Origin of the sequence: Alterirhizorhabdus solaris (assembly GCF_007785815.1) — a bacterium.
In the GTDB taxonomy this organism is placed as follows: Bacteria; Pseudomonadota; Alphaproteobacteria; order Sphingomonadales; family Sphingomonadaceae; genus Alterirhizorhabdus; species Alterirhizorhabdus solaris.
The window spans coordinates 17,644-31,511 of the sequence record NZ_VNIM01000025.1; the positions used below are offsets into that span (position 1 = coordinate 17,644).

Genomic DNA, 13,868 nt, shown 5'->3' on the forward strand with positions numbered 1-13,868 from the left:
GACCATGCTCCGCTTATTCGGACCCCTCATCGCCCCGATCGTGGGCTTGGGCTTCATCGCCGCGCTGATCCTCGCGATCATCACCGCATCGTATGAATCCGAGCCCGCGACCGCCGCGCACGAGTTCCACCTGCACCCCAAGCCGCTGCATCTGGCCAGCGACGGGATGCTCGGCAAGTTCGATCGTCAGCAGCTCCAGCGCGGCTTTCAGGTCTACAAGGAAGTCTGCTCGGCCTGCCACTCGGCCCGTCTCGTCGCCTTCCGCGACCTGAGCGAGATCGGCTTCACCGTGCCGGAAGTGAAGGCAATCGCCAAGAACTGGGCGACCGAGGTGCCCTCGGTGAACCCGGAGACGGGCGAGCCGGCGACGCGAAAGGCGCTGCCGTCCGACTACATTCCGTCGCCTTATGCCAACGAGACCGCCGCGCGGGCCGCGAACAACAATGCGCTGCCGCCGGATCTCTCGCTCATCACCAAGGCGCGTGAGGGCGGCGCGCCCTATGTGCACTCGCTGCTGACCGGCTATCGCGACCCGAACACCTATCGCAACGAGAAGGGCGAAGCGCTGCCGGCCGACGCGAAGCCATCGGCGAACCTGCACTTCAATCCCTATTACGCCAACCTCAACTTCGCGATGCCGCCGCCCCTCGTGGCCGACGGTCAGGTAAGCTACGCCGACGGCACCAAGGCCTCGGTCGATCAGATGGCGCAGGACGTCTCCGCGTTCCTCGTCTGGACGGCCGAACCGAAGCTGGAGAACCGTCACCGTACCGGCGTGGCCGTGGTGATCTTCCTGCTGATCGCGACGACGCTGGCCTACTTCTCGTACCAGAACATCTGGGCGGGCCGTAAGCATTGAGCCAACGCTGCTCGGGGTGATCGGCAGCGATCGTCCCACGGCATTCGTCGGCGGAAGCGGCCTCCTTCGGGATGCTGCTTCCGCCGATCTCGTTTTCAGCGGAGTGACGCGATGACCGACAATCACGATATCGCGGCGCTGATCCGCACCATCCCGGACTTCCCGAAGCCCGGCATCCAGTTCCGCGACATCACGACGCTTCTGCTCGACCCGACCGGTTTCGCCGCGACGGTCGATCGACTGGCGGCGCCATATGTCGGCACCGTCGACCTTGTCGCTGCGATAGAGGCGCGGGGTTTCATCTTCGGTGCGGCGGTGGCGCAGGCGCTGGGGGTAGGGCTTGTGCTGATCCGTAAGGACGGCAAGCTGCCCGGGGTCACCGTGGGGGTGGACTATGCGCTGGAATACGGCACCGACCGTGTGGAGATGCACGAGGACGCGATGGTGCCCGGCGCTCGCGTGCTGCTGATCGACGATCTGATCGCGACCGGCGGCACCGCGCTCGCGGCGATCCGCCTCGTCCGTCAGGCAAAGGGGGAGGTCGTCGCAGCGGCCTTCGTGATCGATCTGCCCGATCTGGGGGGCGCCGCGCGCATCGCAGAGGCAGGTGTGGCCGCGCACGCTCTCGTGGCGTTTGAGGGCGACTAGGCGGGCAGCGGCACGCATATCCGCAAGGCGCCGGGCGACACGGTGAACCGCAACGGCGGGGCGAGGCGAATGACTTCGCCATCGAGGGCGACGTCGATTGTACCGGCGCGCGATCGAACCAGAAGCCGGGTGCAGTCGCCGATCACGGTGAAGTCGCGGGCCGGGTCGATCCGGCCGGTCAGGGCGCGCACCGCCAGCCATATCAGGCCCGTGCGGGTGTTCGTCGCCACAGCCAGCACCGAAAGCAGGCCGTCATCCAGTGCGAGCCGGTTGCCGAGTCGGCCACGCTCCAGCCCGTAGCGATTGTTGCCGACGAACAGCAGCGGCGTCCGCACGTCGTGCGCACAGGCGACGGGGCCATGGAGATGCAAGCGGTGATGCGGCAGCCTGGCAAGCGCCGCCCAGGCAGCGGGCAGCGTCGCCAGCCATTTCGGCAGCCCGCCCCGCGTGCGGGCCTCGCGCCGGCGCACCATCAACGGATAGAGGCCGACCGAGGCGTTGTTGACGAACCCATGCCCGTTGACCGACGCCAGATCGATCGTCCGCGTGTGGCCGGCGGCGATGACCCGTGCGGCGGCATGCAAGTCGGTCGCCACGCCAAGGTCGCGGGCGAGGTGATTGCGCGTTCCGAGAGGCAGCAAACCCGTTGTGCCATGACCGCGTCGCCCCGCCAGACCGGCGCCGAGCGTGCCGTCGCCGCCGCCGATCACCAACAGCGGGGCGGCAGCATGAGTCCGAACCGCATCGGCGATCGCCGCCCCATCCAGCAGGATAATGCGCGTCCTCAGTCCGGCGGCATCGAAGGCCGCGCCGATCACGCCCGCCGCCGTTCGCCCCAGCGTGGCGACGGCGCCCGCCTGGCGGTTGACGAGAACCGGGACGGCGCCGTCGACTGCCGACCGCGCCGTCGATGGAGTCATTCGGTCGGGGCTGCCGGGGCAGGGGGCGGCCCGAGACAGCCATGGAGCATCAGGTGGAGCGCCAGGTCGAGATGGCCCCCCCGGTCATCGGGAGAGAGCCGCTCGCCGCTGATGAGAAATGGCTTGAGCGAGCCGAGCGCCAGCATATTGAACAGGATGGCGGCGCGACCCGGATCGTGGATCGTCAATCGTCCGGCGGCATGCAACCGCTCCAGATAGGCAGTCAGACCGACCAGCGCAGTGCCCAGCAGCGTGCACACCTGTTCGAACAGTTCGGGAAAGCGATCCGCCTCGGCGATGCATAGCCGGAGGACCTCGAAATTGGGCTGGCGATAGTAAGTCCGGTTCAGCGCTATGAGGGTTTCGCGCAGGACAATCTCGGGGTCGCGATCGTCGAATGCCACCCATCGGGACAGATCCGATATGACGATCTTGGCGTCGATCGTCTCGGCGAACAGCGTCGGCTTGTCGCAATAGAGCGCATAGACCGTCGTGCGACTGACACCGGCGGCACGTGCGACGCCATCGATGCTGGCGCCCGCATAACCATGCTGGCGGAATGTCGTAAGCGCGGCATCGATGATGCGCTTTCGAAGCAACGCCGCCTCTTCCTTGGAAGGCCGACCACGCGTGGCTATGCGGGGCAAGTCTGCCGCGGGAAGCGTCATGACCACGTCACCGGCAAGACGGAATGCCGGGCATCGACTGCCTCCGGGCGGGTCTGCTGTGGTGTCGGCAAGGACGGTTCTGACATGGTCAATATCCGGTATTGATCCGGGGGTGGAGCAATATCACCCTTATCAAATCGATAAACCGCCGATTTGACGGCTTTATCCGTTAGAAACGGCATTCTACGCCGAAAATACGGCTTTATTGGCACGATATGCTTCTCAAGCAGTCTGAGCTTTTTTACGACTCTCGGTCCGAGGTGCTGATAAACTTTACTATCGACCGGGTTTGTGCGCCATCGGCATCTGCCTGTACGATCAGGCAAAGGCGTGAACCGCCTTCACCGATCCCGAGATCGAACCGAACATGCACCACGTATGCCGCTATCCCCGGGGGTCAGCGAGGCCGCCATCGAGGCCCCGCTCGAGCAGCAACCCTCGCTTCCATCAACCCGATCGCCCCACACGGGGCGGCAGCTTTTACATGTGGATCGGCTTGCCCGTCACCGCCATCGCCGCTTCCTTGATCGCCTCCGAATGGGTCGGGTGCGCGTGGCAGGTGTAGGCGATATCCTCGCTCGTCGCACCGAACTCCATCGCCTGCGCCGCCTGGGCGATCAGCGTTCCCGCCAGCGACGAGATGATGTGGACGCCCAGCACGCGATCCGACTTGGCGTCGGCGATGATCTTGACGAAGCCGTCCGTATCGCGGTTTGTCTTGGCGCGGCTGTTGGCAAGGAAGGGGAACTTGCCGACCTTGTACTCGACCCCGGCCTCCTTCAACTCCTCCTCGGTCCGGCCGACGCCAGCGATCTCCGGGTGGGTATAGACGACGCCGGGGATCACCTCGTGATTGACGATGCCCGTCATGCCCGCGATGTTTTCCGCGACGGCGATGCCCTCGTCCTCGGCCTTGTGCGCGAGCATCGGGCCGGGGGTGACGTCGCCGATTGCCCAGATGCCCTGCACGGGCGTGGCGAACTCGTCGTCCACCACGATCTGCCCACGATTGTTGAGGGCGATGCCTGCCGCGTCGAGCCCGAGCCTGTCGGTGTTCGGGCGACGGCCGATCGCCACCAGCACCGCATCGGCGGTCAGCGTCTCGGCGGCACCGCCGGCAGCCGGCTCGACGGTGACCGTCGCTTGCGCGCCGTTGCGCTCGACACCGGTCACCTTCAGCCCGGTCTTCAGCACGAAGCCCTGCTTTTTGAAGATCTTGGCCGATTCCTTGCGAATTTCGCCGTCCATGCCGGGCAGGATCTGGTCGAGATACTCAACCACCGTCACGTTCGCGCCGAGCCGCTTCCAGACCGAACCGAGTTCCAGCCCGATCACGCCGCCGCCGATCACGATCATCTCGTCGGGCACCTTCGGCAAGGCCAAGGCGCCTGTGGAGTCGATCACCACCTCATTGTCGACCGTGATGCCGGGCAGCGGTGTCACCGACGAACCCGTGGCGATTACGATATTCTTCGCACGCACGCTGCGGCCGCCCACGTCCACCGTGTCGGCGGCGGTGAAGGTCGCATAGCCCTTGAGCCATTCGACCTTGTTCTTGCGGAACAGCCCGTCGATGCCGCCGGTCAGTTCCTTGACCGCCTTGGCCTTTTCCGCGTGCATCTGGTCGAGGTCCAGCTCGACGCCGGAGAATTTGACGCCGAACTTGTCGAGCGAGCCCGACTTCGCCTCGGCGTACAGTTCCGAGGAATGCAGCAGCGCCTTGGAGGGAATGCAGCCGACGTTGAGGCAGGTGCCGCCCAACGTCTCGCGACCTTCGGCGCAGGCCGTCTTGAGGCCAAGCTGCGCGGCGCGGATCGCTGCGACATAGCCGCCGGGGCCGGCGCCGATCACGAGGACGTCGAAGTCATAGTCAGCCATTGCAGTCCCTTCCTCGACGCGCCGATCGGCGGCCGGGTTCAAATCACAGGTCGATCAGCAACCGCGTCGGATCCTCGATCGCTTCCTTGATGCGAACGAGGAAGCTCACCGCCTCGCGACCGTCCACCAGGCGGTGATCGTAGCTGAGCGCCAGATACATCATCGGCCGCGCCACGATCTGTCCGTCGCGCACGACCGGCCGCTCCTCGATACGGTGCAGGCCCAGCACGGCAGACTGCGGCGGGTTGATGATCGGGGTGGACATCAGCGAGCCGAACACGCCGCCGTTGGAGATGGTGAAGGTGCCGCCCTTCATCTCCTCCATCTTCAGGGTGCCGTCCTTGGCGCGCTTGCCGAAGTCGGCGATCGTCTTCTCGACACCGGCGAAACTCAGATCCTGCGCGTCGCGGATGACCGGCACGACGAGACCCTGCGGCGCGGATACCGCGACCGAGATATCGGCGTAATCGCGATAGACGATCTCGTCGCCCTCGATCGAACCGTTGACGCCGGGCACGTCGCGCAGCGCCAGTGTCGCCGCCTTCACGAAGAAGCCCATGAATCCGAGGCGGATGCCATGCTTCTTCTCGAACAGATCCTTGTAGCGGGCGCGCGCGGCGATCACCTCGGTCATGTCGACGTCGTTGAACGTCGTCAGCATCGCGGCGGTGTTCTGTGCTTCCTTCAGCCGGCGGGCGACGGTCTGGCGCAGGCGCGTCATGCGGACGCGTTCTTCCTTGCGTCCGCCGGTGGCGGCGGCAGCGGGGGCCTGCGCCTGCGAAGATGCCGGCAGCGCCTCAGGGGCGCGCGCGGTCACCGGCTTGGCGGCCAGCACGTCGTCCTTGGTGATACGGCCATCCTTGCCGGTGCCCTTGATCTGCGACGGATCGACGTGGCGTTCCAGCACGAGCCGGCGGACGGCGGGCGAGAGCGTGAGTGCGGCGTTGTCGTCGCCCGAACCGCCCTGCGCGGGAACCGAATTGTCCTGCTCGCCGCTGCCGTAGCTGACGGGCGCGGATGCGGGCTCCGCGGGGGCGGCCTGCTCGGCCTTGCCGACGGCGGTGCGATCCTGCGGGGCGGGGGTCGCACCGCTCGCGGCAGTACCACCGGCCTCGACCAAGGCGATCACGGCGCCGACCTGCACGGTCGCACCCTCGGCCACGGCCTGCTCGCCCATCACGCCGTCGACCGGCGAGTTGACCTCGACGGCGACCTTGTCGGTTTCCAGGCTGGCGATCGGCTCGTCGGCCTTCACCGCCTCACCGGGCGCCTTCAGCCATTGGCCAAGCGTCGCTTCGCTGATCGACTCGCCCAGCGTGGGCACCTTCACTTCGGTCGCCATGGTCAGTTCGCCTTCACGTCATGCCCGAGCGCTTCCGCCACGAGCGCCGCCTGCTGGGCGGCATGATTCCTAGCCAGTCCGGTCGCGGTCGCGGCCGATGCGCGGCGGCCAGCGTAGATCGGCCGCGCGGGGCCGGTCTTCGCCTGCGCCAGGCATTCCTCGATGTAGCTCTCAACGAAGAACCACGATCCGTTGTTGCGCGGTTCCTCCTGCGCCCAGACCACCGTCTCGAGGTTCGGCATCCGTGCCAGACGGCGCGCGAGCGGCTCGGCCGGGAACGGATAGATCTGCTCGATCCGGATGATGGTGGTCGTGTCGTCGCCCGCCGCGTCGCGTGCCTCGGCAAGGTCGTAGAACACCTTGCCCGAGCACAGCACGACCCGCTTCACCTTGTCGTCGGCCGGTGCGCTCGGATCGGACAGGATCCGGCGGAAATGGCTGTCGCCGGTGAAGTCCTCGATCGACGACACCGCCGCCTTGTGCCGCAACAGCGACTTGGGCGTCATGATGATGAGCGGCTTGCGGAAGTTGCGCATCATCTGCCGGCGCAGCACGTGGAAATAGTTGGCCGGCGTGGTGATGTTGCACACCTGCATGTTGTCTTCGGCGCAAAGCTGGAGATAGCGTTCAAGCCGAGCCGAGCTGTGCTCCGGCCCCTGGCCTTCATAGCCGTGGGGAAGAAGCATGACCAAGCCGTTGACACGCAACCACTTTGCCTCGCCCGCCGCGATGAACTGATCGATCATCACCTGCGCGCCGTTGGCGAAATCACCGAACTGCGCCTCCCACAGCACCAGCGTACCGGGAGCCTGGCTGGCATAGCCATATTCGAAGCCCAGCACGCCGAACTCACTCAGCGGGCTGTCGAGAACCTGGAAGCGGCGGTCGATCGACGAAAGCGGGATATATTTATGCCCGTCCTTCTGGTCGACCCAGACGGCGTGCCGCTGGCTGAACGTGCCGCGACCCGAATCTTGGCCGGACAGGCGGACCGGAAAGCCGTCCTGCAGCAGCGCGCCGAACGCCATTGCCTCGGCGGTCGCCCAGTCGAAGCCCTCGCCGGATGCGAACATCTGCTTCTTGGCGTCCAGGATGCGGGCCAGCGTCTTGTGGATCGTCAGATCCTCTGGCGGGGTGGTCAGCACCTGCGCCAACCTGTCAACCCGGTCACGGCTGATGCCGCTTTCCACGGCGCGCCGCTCGGTCACGGCCTCGCGCGGGGCGGCGAATCCGGCCCAGTCGCCCTCGAACCAGTCCGCCTTGTTGACGCGGAAGCCCTTGGCGGCGTCGAACTCCTCCTCGAGCATCTTGACAAAATCCTCGACGAGCGCGCTCACGCCGTTCTCGTCGATCATGCCCTCGCTCTTGAGGCGGTCGGCATAGATCCGGCTGATCGGCGCGTGATTGCGGATCTCGTCGTACATCAGCGGCTGGGTGAAGCCCGGCTCGTCGCCTTCGTTGTGGCCGAAGCGACGATAGCACCACATGTCGATCACCACGTCGCGGCCGAACGCCTGACGGAATTCGGTCGCCACCTTGCAGGCGAAGGTCACGGCCTCGGGATCGTCGCCGTTCACGTGCAGGATGGGTGCCTGCACCATCTTGGCGATGTCGGATGGGTAGGGCGAGGAGCGCGCGAACTGTGGGCTGGTGGTGAAGCCCACCTGATTGTTGATGACGAAATGCACCGTGCCGCCGGTGTTGTACCCGGCCAGCCCCGAAAAGCCGAAGCATTCCATAATGATGCCCTGGCCGGCGAACGCCGCGTCGCCGTGGAGCAGGATCGGCAGCACCTGCTTGCGCTCCAGATCGTCGAGCTTGGTCTGCTTGGCGCGTGCCTTGCCCAGCACGACCGGATCGACCGCCTCGAGATGGCTCGGGTTCGGTGCCAGCGAAAGGTGGATGACGTTGCCGTCGAACTCGCGATCGGTGGAGGTGCCGAGGTGGTACTTCACGTCGCCCGAGCCGCCGACGTCGGCCGGGTTGGCCGAGCCGCCGGCGAATTCGCTGAAGATCGCGCGATAGGGCTTGGCCATCACGTTCACGAGCACGTTCAGCCGGCCGCGATGCGCCATGCCGATCACGACCTCGCGCACGCCACCGGCGCCGCCATATTTGATGACGCTTTCAAGCGCCGGGATCATGCTCTCGCCGCCGTCCAGCCCGAAGCGCTTCGTGCCGACATATTTGCGGCCGAGGAATTTCTCCCACTGCTCGGCGTGGATCACCTTGGTGAGGATCGCCTTCTTGCCCTCGGGGGTGAAGCTGATCGCGTTGTCGCGACCCTCCATCCGCTCCTGCAGGAAGCGGCGTTCCTCGACGTCGCCGATGTGCATGTATTCGAGGCCGACATGGCCGCAATAGCTGCGACGCAGCACCTCGATCAGTTCGCGCACCGTGGCGGTCTGGAAGCCCAGCGTGCCACCGATATAGATCGGCCGGTCGAGATCGGCGCCGAAGAAGCCGTGGAATTCGGGCGTGAGGTCGGCCGGCAGGTCGCGCTTGGTCAGGCCCAGCGGATCGAGATCGGCGGCGAGGTGGCCGCGGACGCGGTAGGTGCGGATCAGCAGGTTCGCCCGCATCGAATCGTCGGCCGCCTGCGCGATGGCGGCGGCGGAAGGCGCTTCCGCAGAGGCGGGGGCGGCGGTCGGAGACTTCGCCTTCGCGGGCTTGGCCGGCACGGCGGACTGCGTGGGATCGAATCCGGCGGTCAGCGCATCGGTGTCGCTCAGCGGCCAGTTGGAACGGCCCCAGCTCGGCCCGCTCATCGCCTCCCGCAAGCCGCTGAAATACTGCTGCCAGCCGGCATCGACCCCATCGGGATCGTCGCGGTAGCGGCGGTAGAGCGCCTCCACGAACGACGGGCTGACGCCCTCGATCGCATCGAAATCAAGCCCTTCGAAACCCATCAACCCGTCCTCTGCCACGGGGCCGCCCGGGATCCGGGGCCGGGCGGCCCGCATGCATCAACCGTTCAGTCTCAGCCCTTGAGGACTGCTGCCAGCGTGGTGCCGAGCTCCGAGGGGCTCGCCGCGACGCGGATGCCCGCCGCTTCCATCGCCGCGATCTTGTCCTCGGCGCCGCCCTGGCCGCCCGACACGATCGCGCCGGCATGGCCCATGCGACGGCCCGGAGGCGCAGTGCGCCCGGCGATGAAGCCGGCCATCGGCTTCTTGCGGCCTCGCTTGGCCTCGTCCCGCAGGAACTGGGCCGCTTCCTCCTCGGCCGCGCCGCCGATCTCGCCGATCATGATGATCGACTGGGTCGCGTCGTCGGCAAGGAACAATTCGAGCACGTCGATGAAGTTGGTGCCGTTCACCGGATCGCCGCCGATGCCGACGGCGGTCGTCTGGCCGAGGCCTTCGTTGGTCGTCTGGAACACCGCTTCGTAGGTGAGCGTGCCCGAGCGCGAAACCACGCCGACCGACCCCTTGGAGAAGATGGCGCCGGGCATGATGCCGATCTTGCACTCGTTCGGCGTCAGCACGCCCGGGCAGTTCGGCCCGATCAGGCGGGACTTGGAGCCGGAAAGCGCGCGCTTGACGCGCACCATGTCGAGCACGGGAACGCCCTCGGTGATGCACACGATCAGCGGGACCTCGGCATCGATCGCCTCGAGGATCGAGTCGGCGGCGAAGGGCGGCGGCACGTACACGACCGAGGCGGTGGCGCCGGTGGCGGCGACGGCCTCGTGGACGGTATCGTAGTTCGGCAGGCCGAGGTGGGTGGTGCCACCCTTGCCCGGCGTGACGCCGCCGACCATCTGCGTGCCATAGGCAAGCGCGGCTTCGGTGTGGAAGCTGCCGGTCTTGCCGGTCATCCCCTGGGTGATGACCTTGGTATTCCTGTCGACGAGGATGCTCATTCTATCTCCTCAAAACACGGTGGGGCGGGGCAGGCGTGATCGCACGCCCCGCTGCCCGAGAGGCCGGCGATATCAGGCCAGCGAGTTGTCGATGCCCTTGCAGGCGACGAGCAGTTCCTTGACCGCGTCGACCGAAACCTGGAGGTTGCCCTTGGCCTCGTCGTCGAGCGAGATCTCGATGATCTCTTCGACGCCGCCGGCGCCGATCACGACCGGTACGCCGACGTAAAGGCCGTCGACGCCGTACTGGCCGTCGACCCATGCAGCACACGGCAGCACGCGCTTCTGGTCACCCAGATATGCCTCGGCCATCGCGATGCCGCTCGTGGCGGGCGCGTAGAAGGCGGAGCCGGTCTTGAGCAGGCCGACGATCTCGCCACCGCCGCCGCGCGTACGCTTGACGATCGCGTCGATGCGCTCCTGCGTGGAACGGCCCATCTTGACCAGATCGGGGACGGGGATGCCGGCCACCGTGGAATATTGCACGACCGGCACCATCGTATCGCCGTGGCCGCCGAGCACGAAGGTGCTGACGTCCTTGACCGACACCTGGAACTCGTCCGCGATGAAGTGGCTGAAGCGCGCCGAATCGAGCACGCCGGCCATGCCGACGACCTTGTTGTGCGGCAGGCCGGAGAATTCGCGCAGCGCCCACACCATCGCATCGAGCGGGTTGGTGATGCAGATGACGAACGCGTCGGGTGCGTTGGCCTTGATGCCCTCGCCGACGGCCTTCATCACCTTCAGGTTGATGCCCAGCAGATCGTCGCGGCTCATGCCCGGTTTCCGGGCGACACCGGCGGTGACGATGATGACGTCGGCGCCGGCGATGTCGGCATAATCGTTCGTGCCGGTGATCTTCGCGTCGAAGCCCTCGATCGGGGCGCACTGCGACAGGTCGAGAGCCTTGCCCTGCGGGATGCCCTCGACAACGTCGAACAGGACGATGTCGCCAAGTTCCTTCTTCGCCGCGAGATGCGCGAGCGTACCGCCGATATTGCCTGCGCCGATGAGCGCGATCTTCTTACGAGCCATGCGTGTGCCCCCGTGTGTCGAGTGGATCAGGGTGGGCGGTCACGCCGTTGCGACCGCCGAGAAAGCGCCGTCCGCTTAGACCGGTGGGGCGCGAGGGGCAACCGCTTGCGCCCGGCACAACCGCCCTTTTTATCGCGGTTGCGGCAAAATACTCAGCCGGCGCCGTGGCCTTCGGCAAGATAATCGTCCGATTGCATCTCCATCAGGCGCGATACGGTCCGCTCGAACTCGAACGCGCCGTCGCCGGCGGGGTACAGTTCGGTCGCCGGAGCATCGGCACCCGCCAGCAGCTTCACCTTATATTCGTAGAGCGCATCGATCAGCGTCTTGAAGCGAGCGGCCTCGTTGCGCTTCTCCGGCCCCAGCACGGGAATGCCGACGACGATGACCGTATGGTAATGGCGCGCGATCGCGAGATAGTCCGCTGCGCCCTTCGCCTCGCCGCACAGCCGCTTGAACGAGAAGACAGCCACGCCCTTGAGGCTCTTCGGCACGTGGATGCTGCGCCCGGCCGACACCGTTAGCTCGTGCGAAGGCACGTTCGCGCGGTCCTCGGGTGGAAAGTCGGTGAGGCGGAAGAAGGCGCGGGAGAGCGCGAGCGTCGTGGCGTTGCCGTTCGGTACATACCAAGTCGGCGCACCGCCCAGCCGGGCCATGCGGTAATCGGTCGGGCCGTTCAGGCACAGCACGTCCAGCCGCGCCTCGACCAGCGCAATGAACGGCAGGAAGTGCTCGCGGTTCAGCCCGTCATTGTAGAGATCGGCGGGCGGGCGATTGGAGGTGGTGACGACGGTGACGCCAGCCTCGATCAGCCCGGTGAACAGCCGGCTCAGGATCATCGCGTCGGCGGTGTTGTTCACCACCATCTCGTCGAACGCCAGCAGCCGGGCCTCGGCGGCCAGCGCCTCCACCACCGGCGCGATCGGATCGCCCTTTTCCTTCGCGCGCTCGATCCGCAAGCGGTCGTGCACCTCGATCATGAATTCGTGGAAGTGGACCCGGCGCTTCGCCTTCAGGTGAATGCAGTCGTAGAACAGATCCATCAGCATCGACTTGCCGCGGCCGACGCCGCCCCACATGTAGATGCCGCGTGGTGGCGGCGGCGCGCGGCGCAGCATCCGCCACAGGACGCTGCCTTTCACCGGCGCGGCATCGAGTTCGACGGCCAGCGCATCGAGCCGCGTCACGGTGGCGCGCTGGTCCGGGTCGGGGCGGAGCTCGCCCGCGGCGAGCAGCGCATCGTATCGCGCGAGGACGCCGGTCATGCGGTGACCCGACCCTTGCGGATCGTGCCGGAAAAGGCGAGCACGCGCGTTCCCTCCTGTTCGATCGTCCCGCGCAGGAACACCAGCCGTCCCGTCTCCCGCAGGATCTCGACGATCGCATCGAGCGGCACGTCGAGCCGGGCGCGGTCGAGGAACTGCGTGGCGCAGTCGATCGTCACGCCGCCCGCCGCGCCGGGAATGCCGACGGCGGTGGTGGCGGCGAACAGCGCCTGATCGACCAGCGCCAGCATGAAGCCGCCGTGGACGAACGCCATCAGGTTGCGATGCTGCGGCCCCGGCTGAACGCGCAGCCGGACACGATCGGATGCCTCCACCCGGATATGCATCGTACCGAACACATCGATGAAGGCGCCCGTCTCGACGGCCTCGCGTCGCATCCAGCCCGGCTGGTCCGGGTCGGGTGCGAAGCCGAAGTGGGGGTCGGCCGGCGTCGCGCCGGTCGCGCTCAAATCTGGCGCTCGACGACCATTTTCTTGACCTCGGCGATGGCTTTGGCCGGCGACAGGCCCTTCGGGCACACGTTCGAGCAGTTCATGATCGTGTGGCAGCGATAGAGCCGGAACGGATCCTCAAGCTCGTCGAGCCGCTCGCCGGTCATCTCGTCACGGCTGTCGGCCAGCCAGCGATAGGCCTGCAACAGGATCGCCGGGCCGAGGAACTTGTCGCTGTTCCACCAGTAGCTGGGGCAGGAGGTGGAGCAGCAGGCGCACAGGATGCACTCGTACAGCCCGTCCAGCTTGGCCCGGTCGTCGGGCGACTGGAGCCGCTCCTTGCCCGAGGGCGGCGGCGTCACCGTCTTCAGCCAGGGCTGGATCGACGAATATTGCGCGTAGAAATGCGTGAAGTCCGGCACCAGATCCTTGATGACGTCCATGTGCGGCAGCGGGGTGATCCGCACCTCGCCCTTGCAGTCCTCGATCGCGGTGGTGCAGGCGAGGCCGTTGCGGCCGTTCATGTTCATCGAGCAGGAGCCACAGATGCCCTCGCGGCAGGAACGGCGGAAGGTAAGCGTCGGATCCTGCTCGCTCTTGATCTTGATGAGGGCGTCCAGCACCATCGGGCCGGTATCGTCCAGATCAAGCTCGAACTTGTCGTAGCGCGGGTTCTCGCCCGAGTCGGGATCGTAGCGATAGATCTTGAACGCCTTGACCGACTTGGCGTCGGCGGGGGCCTTGTGCACCTTGCCGCCGGACTTGATCTTGCTGTTCTTCGGCAGTGCGAACTCGGCCATGCATCGGATCCCTTCGTGCTGCTGTGCAGATAGCGATTCGATGCCGCAGGCTCAATGGCCTGTTTGCAGGCGCAGCGTCCCGTCGCCGCCTTTGGACATTCCGCCGCCACCGCCTAAGGGTTGTGCGACGCAACAA

12 protein-coding genes are annotated in these 13,868 nt (G+C 66.4%); 2 read left to right on the forward strand and 10 right to left on the reverse strand.

Features of this window, described 5'->3' with window-relative positions:
* Window positions 1–4 precede the first annotated feature (4 nt).
* Window positions 5–859 (forward strand): cytochrome c1, encoded by an 855-nt coding sequence (locus FOY91_RS08175; protein ID WP_145149944.1) that lies wholly within the window; start codon window positions 5–7, stop codon window positions 857–859.
* Between the two features lie 111 nt (window positions 860–970).
* Entirely contained in the window at window positions 971–1,507 is a 537-nt protein-coding gene (locus tag FOY91_RS08180) for an adenine phosphoribosyltransferase (RefSeq protein ID WP_145149946.1), read from the forward strand.
* Here the strand turns inward: FOY91_RS08180 and FOY91_RS08185 are convergent.
* The 10 genes from FOY91_RS08185 to FOY91_RS08230 all read right to left on the reverse strand — a co-directional run bounded on the left by FOY91_RS08185 (window position 1,504) and on the right by FOY91_RS08230 (window position 13,732).
* Window positions 1,504–2,427 (reverse strand): diacylglycerol/lipid kinase family protein, encoded by a 924-nt coding sequence (locus tag FOY91_RS08185; RefSeq protein WP_145149948.1) that lies wholly within the window; start codon window positions 2,425–2,427, stop codon window positions 1,504–1,506. The two genes, FOY91_RS08180 and FOY91_RS08185, sit on opposite strands and share 4 nt — an antisense overlap.
* Window positions 2,424–3,026, reverse strand: a complete 603-nt coding sequence (locus tag FOY91_RS08190; protein ID WP_162527175.1) for a TetR/AcrR family transcriptional regulator — start codon at window positions 3,024–3,026, stop codon at window positions 2,424–2,426. Before FOY91_RS08190 ends, FOY91_RS08185 begins: the two co-directional genes overlap by 4 nt.
* Window positions 3,027–3,575: 549 nt before the next feature.
* Entirely contained in the window at window positions 3,576–4,973 is a 1,398-nt protein-coding gene (gene lpdA / locus FOY91_RS08195; RefSeq protein ID WP_145149952.1) for a dihydrolipoyl dehydrogenase, read from the reverse strand.
* A gap of 43 nt (window positions 4,974–5,016) precedes the next feature.
* On the reverse strand, window positions 5,017–6,315 hold the full coding sequence (odhB, locus tag FOY91_RS08200) for a 2-oxoglutarate dehydrogenase complex dihydrolipoyllysine-residue succinyltransferase (RefSeq protein WP_145149954.1): 1,299 nt from the start codon (window positions 6,313–6,315) through the stop codon (window positions 5,017–5,019).
* Window positions 6,316–6,317: 2 nt separating this feature from the next.
* The gene (locus FOY91_RS08205; protein WP_145149956.1) at window positions 6,318–9,224 is read right to left on the reverse strand and encodes a 2-oxoglutarate dehydrogenase E1 component; all 2,907 of its coding nucleotides are present in this window, start codon (window positions 9,222–9,224) and stop codon (window positions 6,318–6,320) included.
* Window positions 9,225–9,295: 71 nt separating this feature from the next.
* A complete protein-coding gene (gene sucD, locus FOY91_RS08210; protein WP_145149958.1) occupies window positions 9,296–10,180 on the reverse strand; it encodes a succinate--CoA ligase subunit alpha in 885 nt (294 codons plus the stop codon).
* Window positions 10,181–10,252: 72 nt separating this feature from the next.
* A complete protein-coding gene (mdh, locus tag FOY91_RS08215; RefSeq protein ID WP_145149960.1) occupies window positions 10,253–11,215 on the reverse strand; it encodes a malate dehydrogenase in 963 nt (320 codons plus the stop codon).
* Between the two features lie 152 nt (window positions 11,216–11,367).
* Window positions 11,368–12,480 (reverse strand): cell division protein ZapE, encoded by a 1,113-nt coding sequence (gene zapE / locus FOY91_RS08220; protein WP_145149962.1) that lies wholly within the window; start codon window positions 12,478–12,480, stop codon window positions 11,368–11,370.
* Window positions 12,477–12,950, reverse strand: coding sequence for a PaaI family thioesterase (locus FOY91_RS08225; protein WP_145149964.1), 474 nt, complete (start codon window positions 12,948–12,950; stop codon window positions 12,477–12,479). Before FOY91_RS08225 ends, zapE begins: the two co-directional genes overlap by 4 nt.
* Window positions 12,947–13,732 (reverse strand): succinate dehydrogenase iron-sulfur subunit, encoded by a 786-nt coding sequence (locus tag FOY91_RS08230; protein WP_145149966.1) that lies wholly within the window; start codon window positions 13,730–13,732, stop codon window positions 12,947–12,949. Before FOY91_RS08230 ends, FOY91_RS08225 begins: the two co-directional genes overlap by 4 nt.
* Between the last annotated feature and the right edge of the window lie 136 nt (window positions 13,733–13,868).

Excerpts from the sequence above, each read along its gene's own strand:
- FOY91_RS08230 (WP_145149966.1), bottom strand. The coding sequence starts at position 13,732 with ATGGCCGAGTTCGCACTGCCGAAGAACAGCAAGATCAAGTCCGGCGGC.
- odhB (WP_145149954.1), bottom strand. The coding sequence starts at position 6,315 with ATGGCGACCGAAGTGAAGGTGCCCACGCTGGGCGAGTCGATCAGCGAA.
- zapE (WP_145149962.1), bottom strand. The coding sequence starts at position 12,480 with ATGACCGGCGTCCTCGCGCGATACGATGCGCTGCTCGCCGCGGGCGAG.
- FOY91_RS08180 (WP_145149946.1), top strand. The coding sequence starts at position 971 with ATGACCGACAATCACGATATCGCGGCGCTGATCCGCACCATCCCGGAC.
- FOY91_RS08205 (WP_145149956.1), bottom strand. The coding sequence starts at position 9,224 with ATGGGTTTCGAAGGGCTTGATTTCGATGCGATCGAGGGCGTCAGCCCG.
- FOY91_RS08175 (WP_145149944.1), top strand. The coding sequence starts at position 5 with ATGCTCCGCTTATTCGGACCCCTCATCGCCCCGATCGTGGGCTTGGGC.
- sucD (WP_145149958.1), bottom strand. The coding sequence starts at position 10,180 with ATGAGCATCCTCGTCGACAGGAATACCAAGGTCATCACCCAGGGGATG.
- FOY91_RS08185 (WP_145149948.1), bottom strand. The coding sequence starts at position 2,427 with ATGACTCCATCGACGGCGCGGTCGGCAGTCGACGGCGCCGTCCCGGTT.
- lpdA (WP_145149952.1), bottom strand. The coding sequence starts at position 4,973 with ATGGCTGACTATGACTTCGACGTCCTCGTGATCGGCGCCGGCCCCGGC.
- mdh (WP_145149960.1), bottom strand. The coding sequence starts at position 11,215 with ATGGCTCGTAAGAAGATCGCGCTCATCGGCGCAGGCAATATCGGCGGT.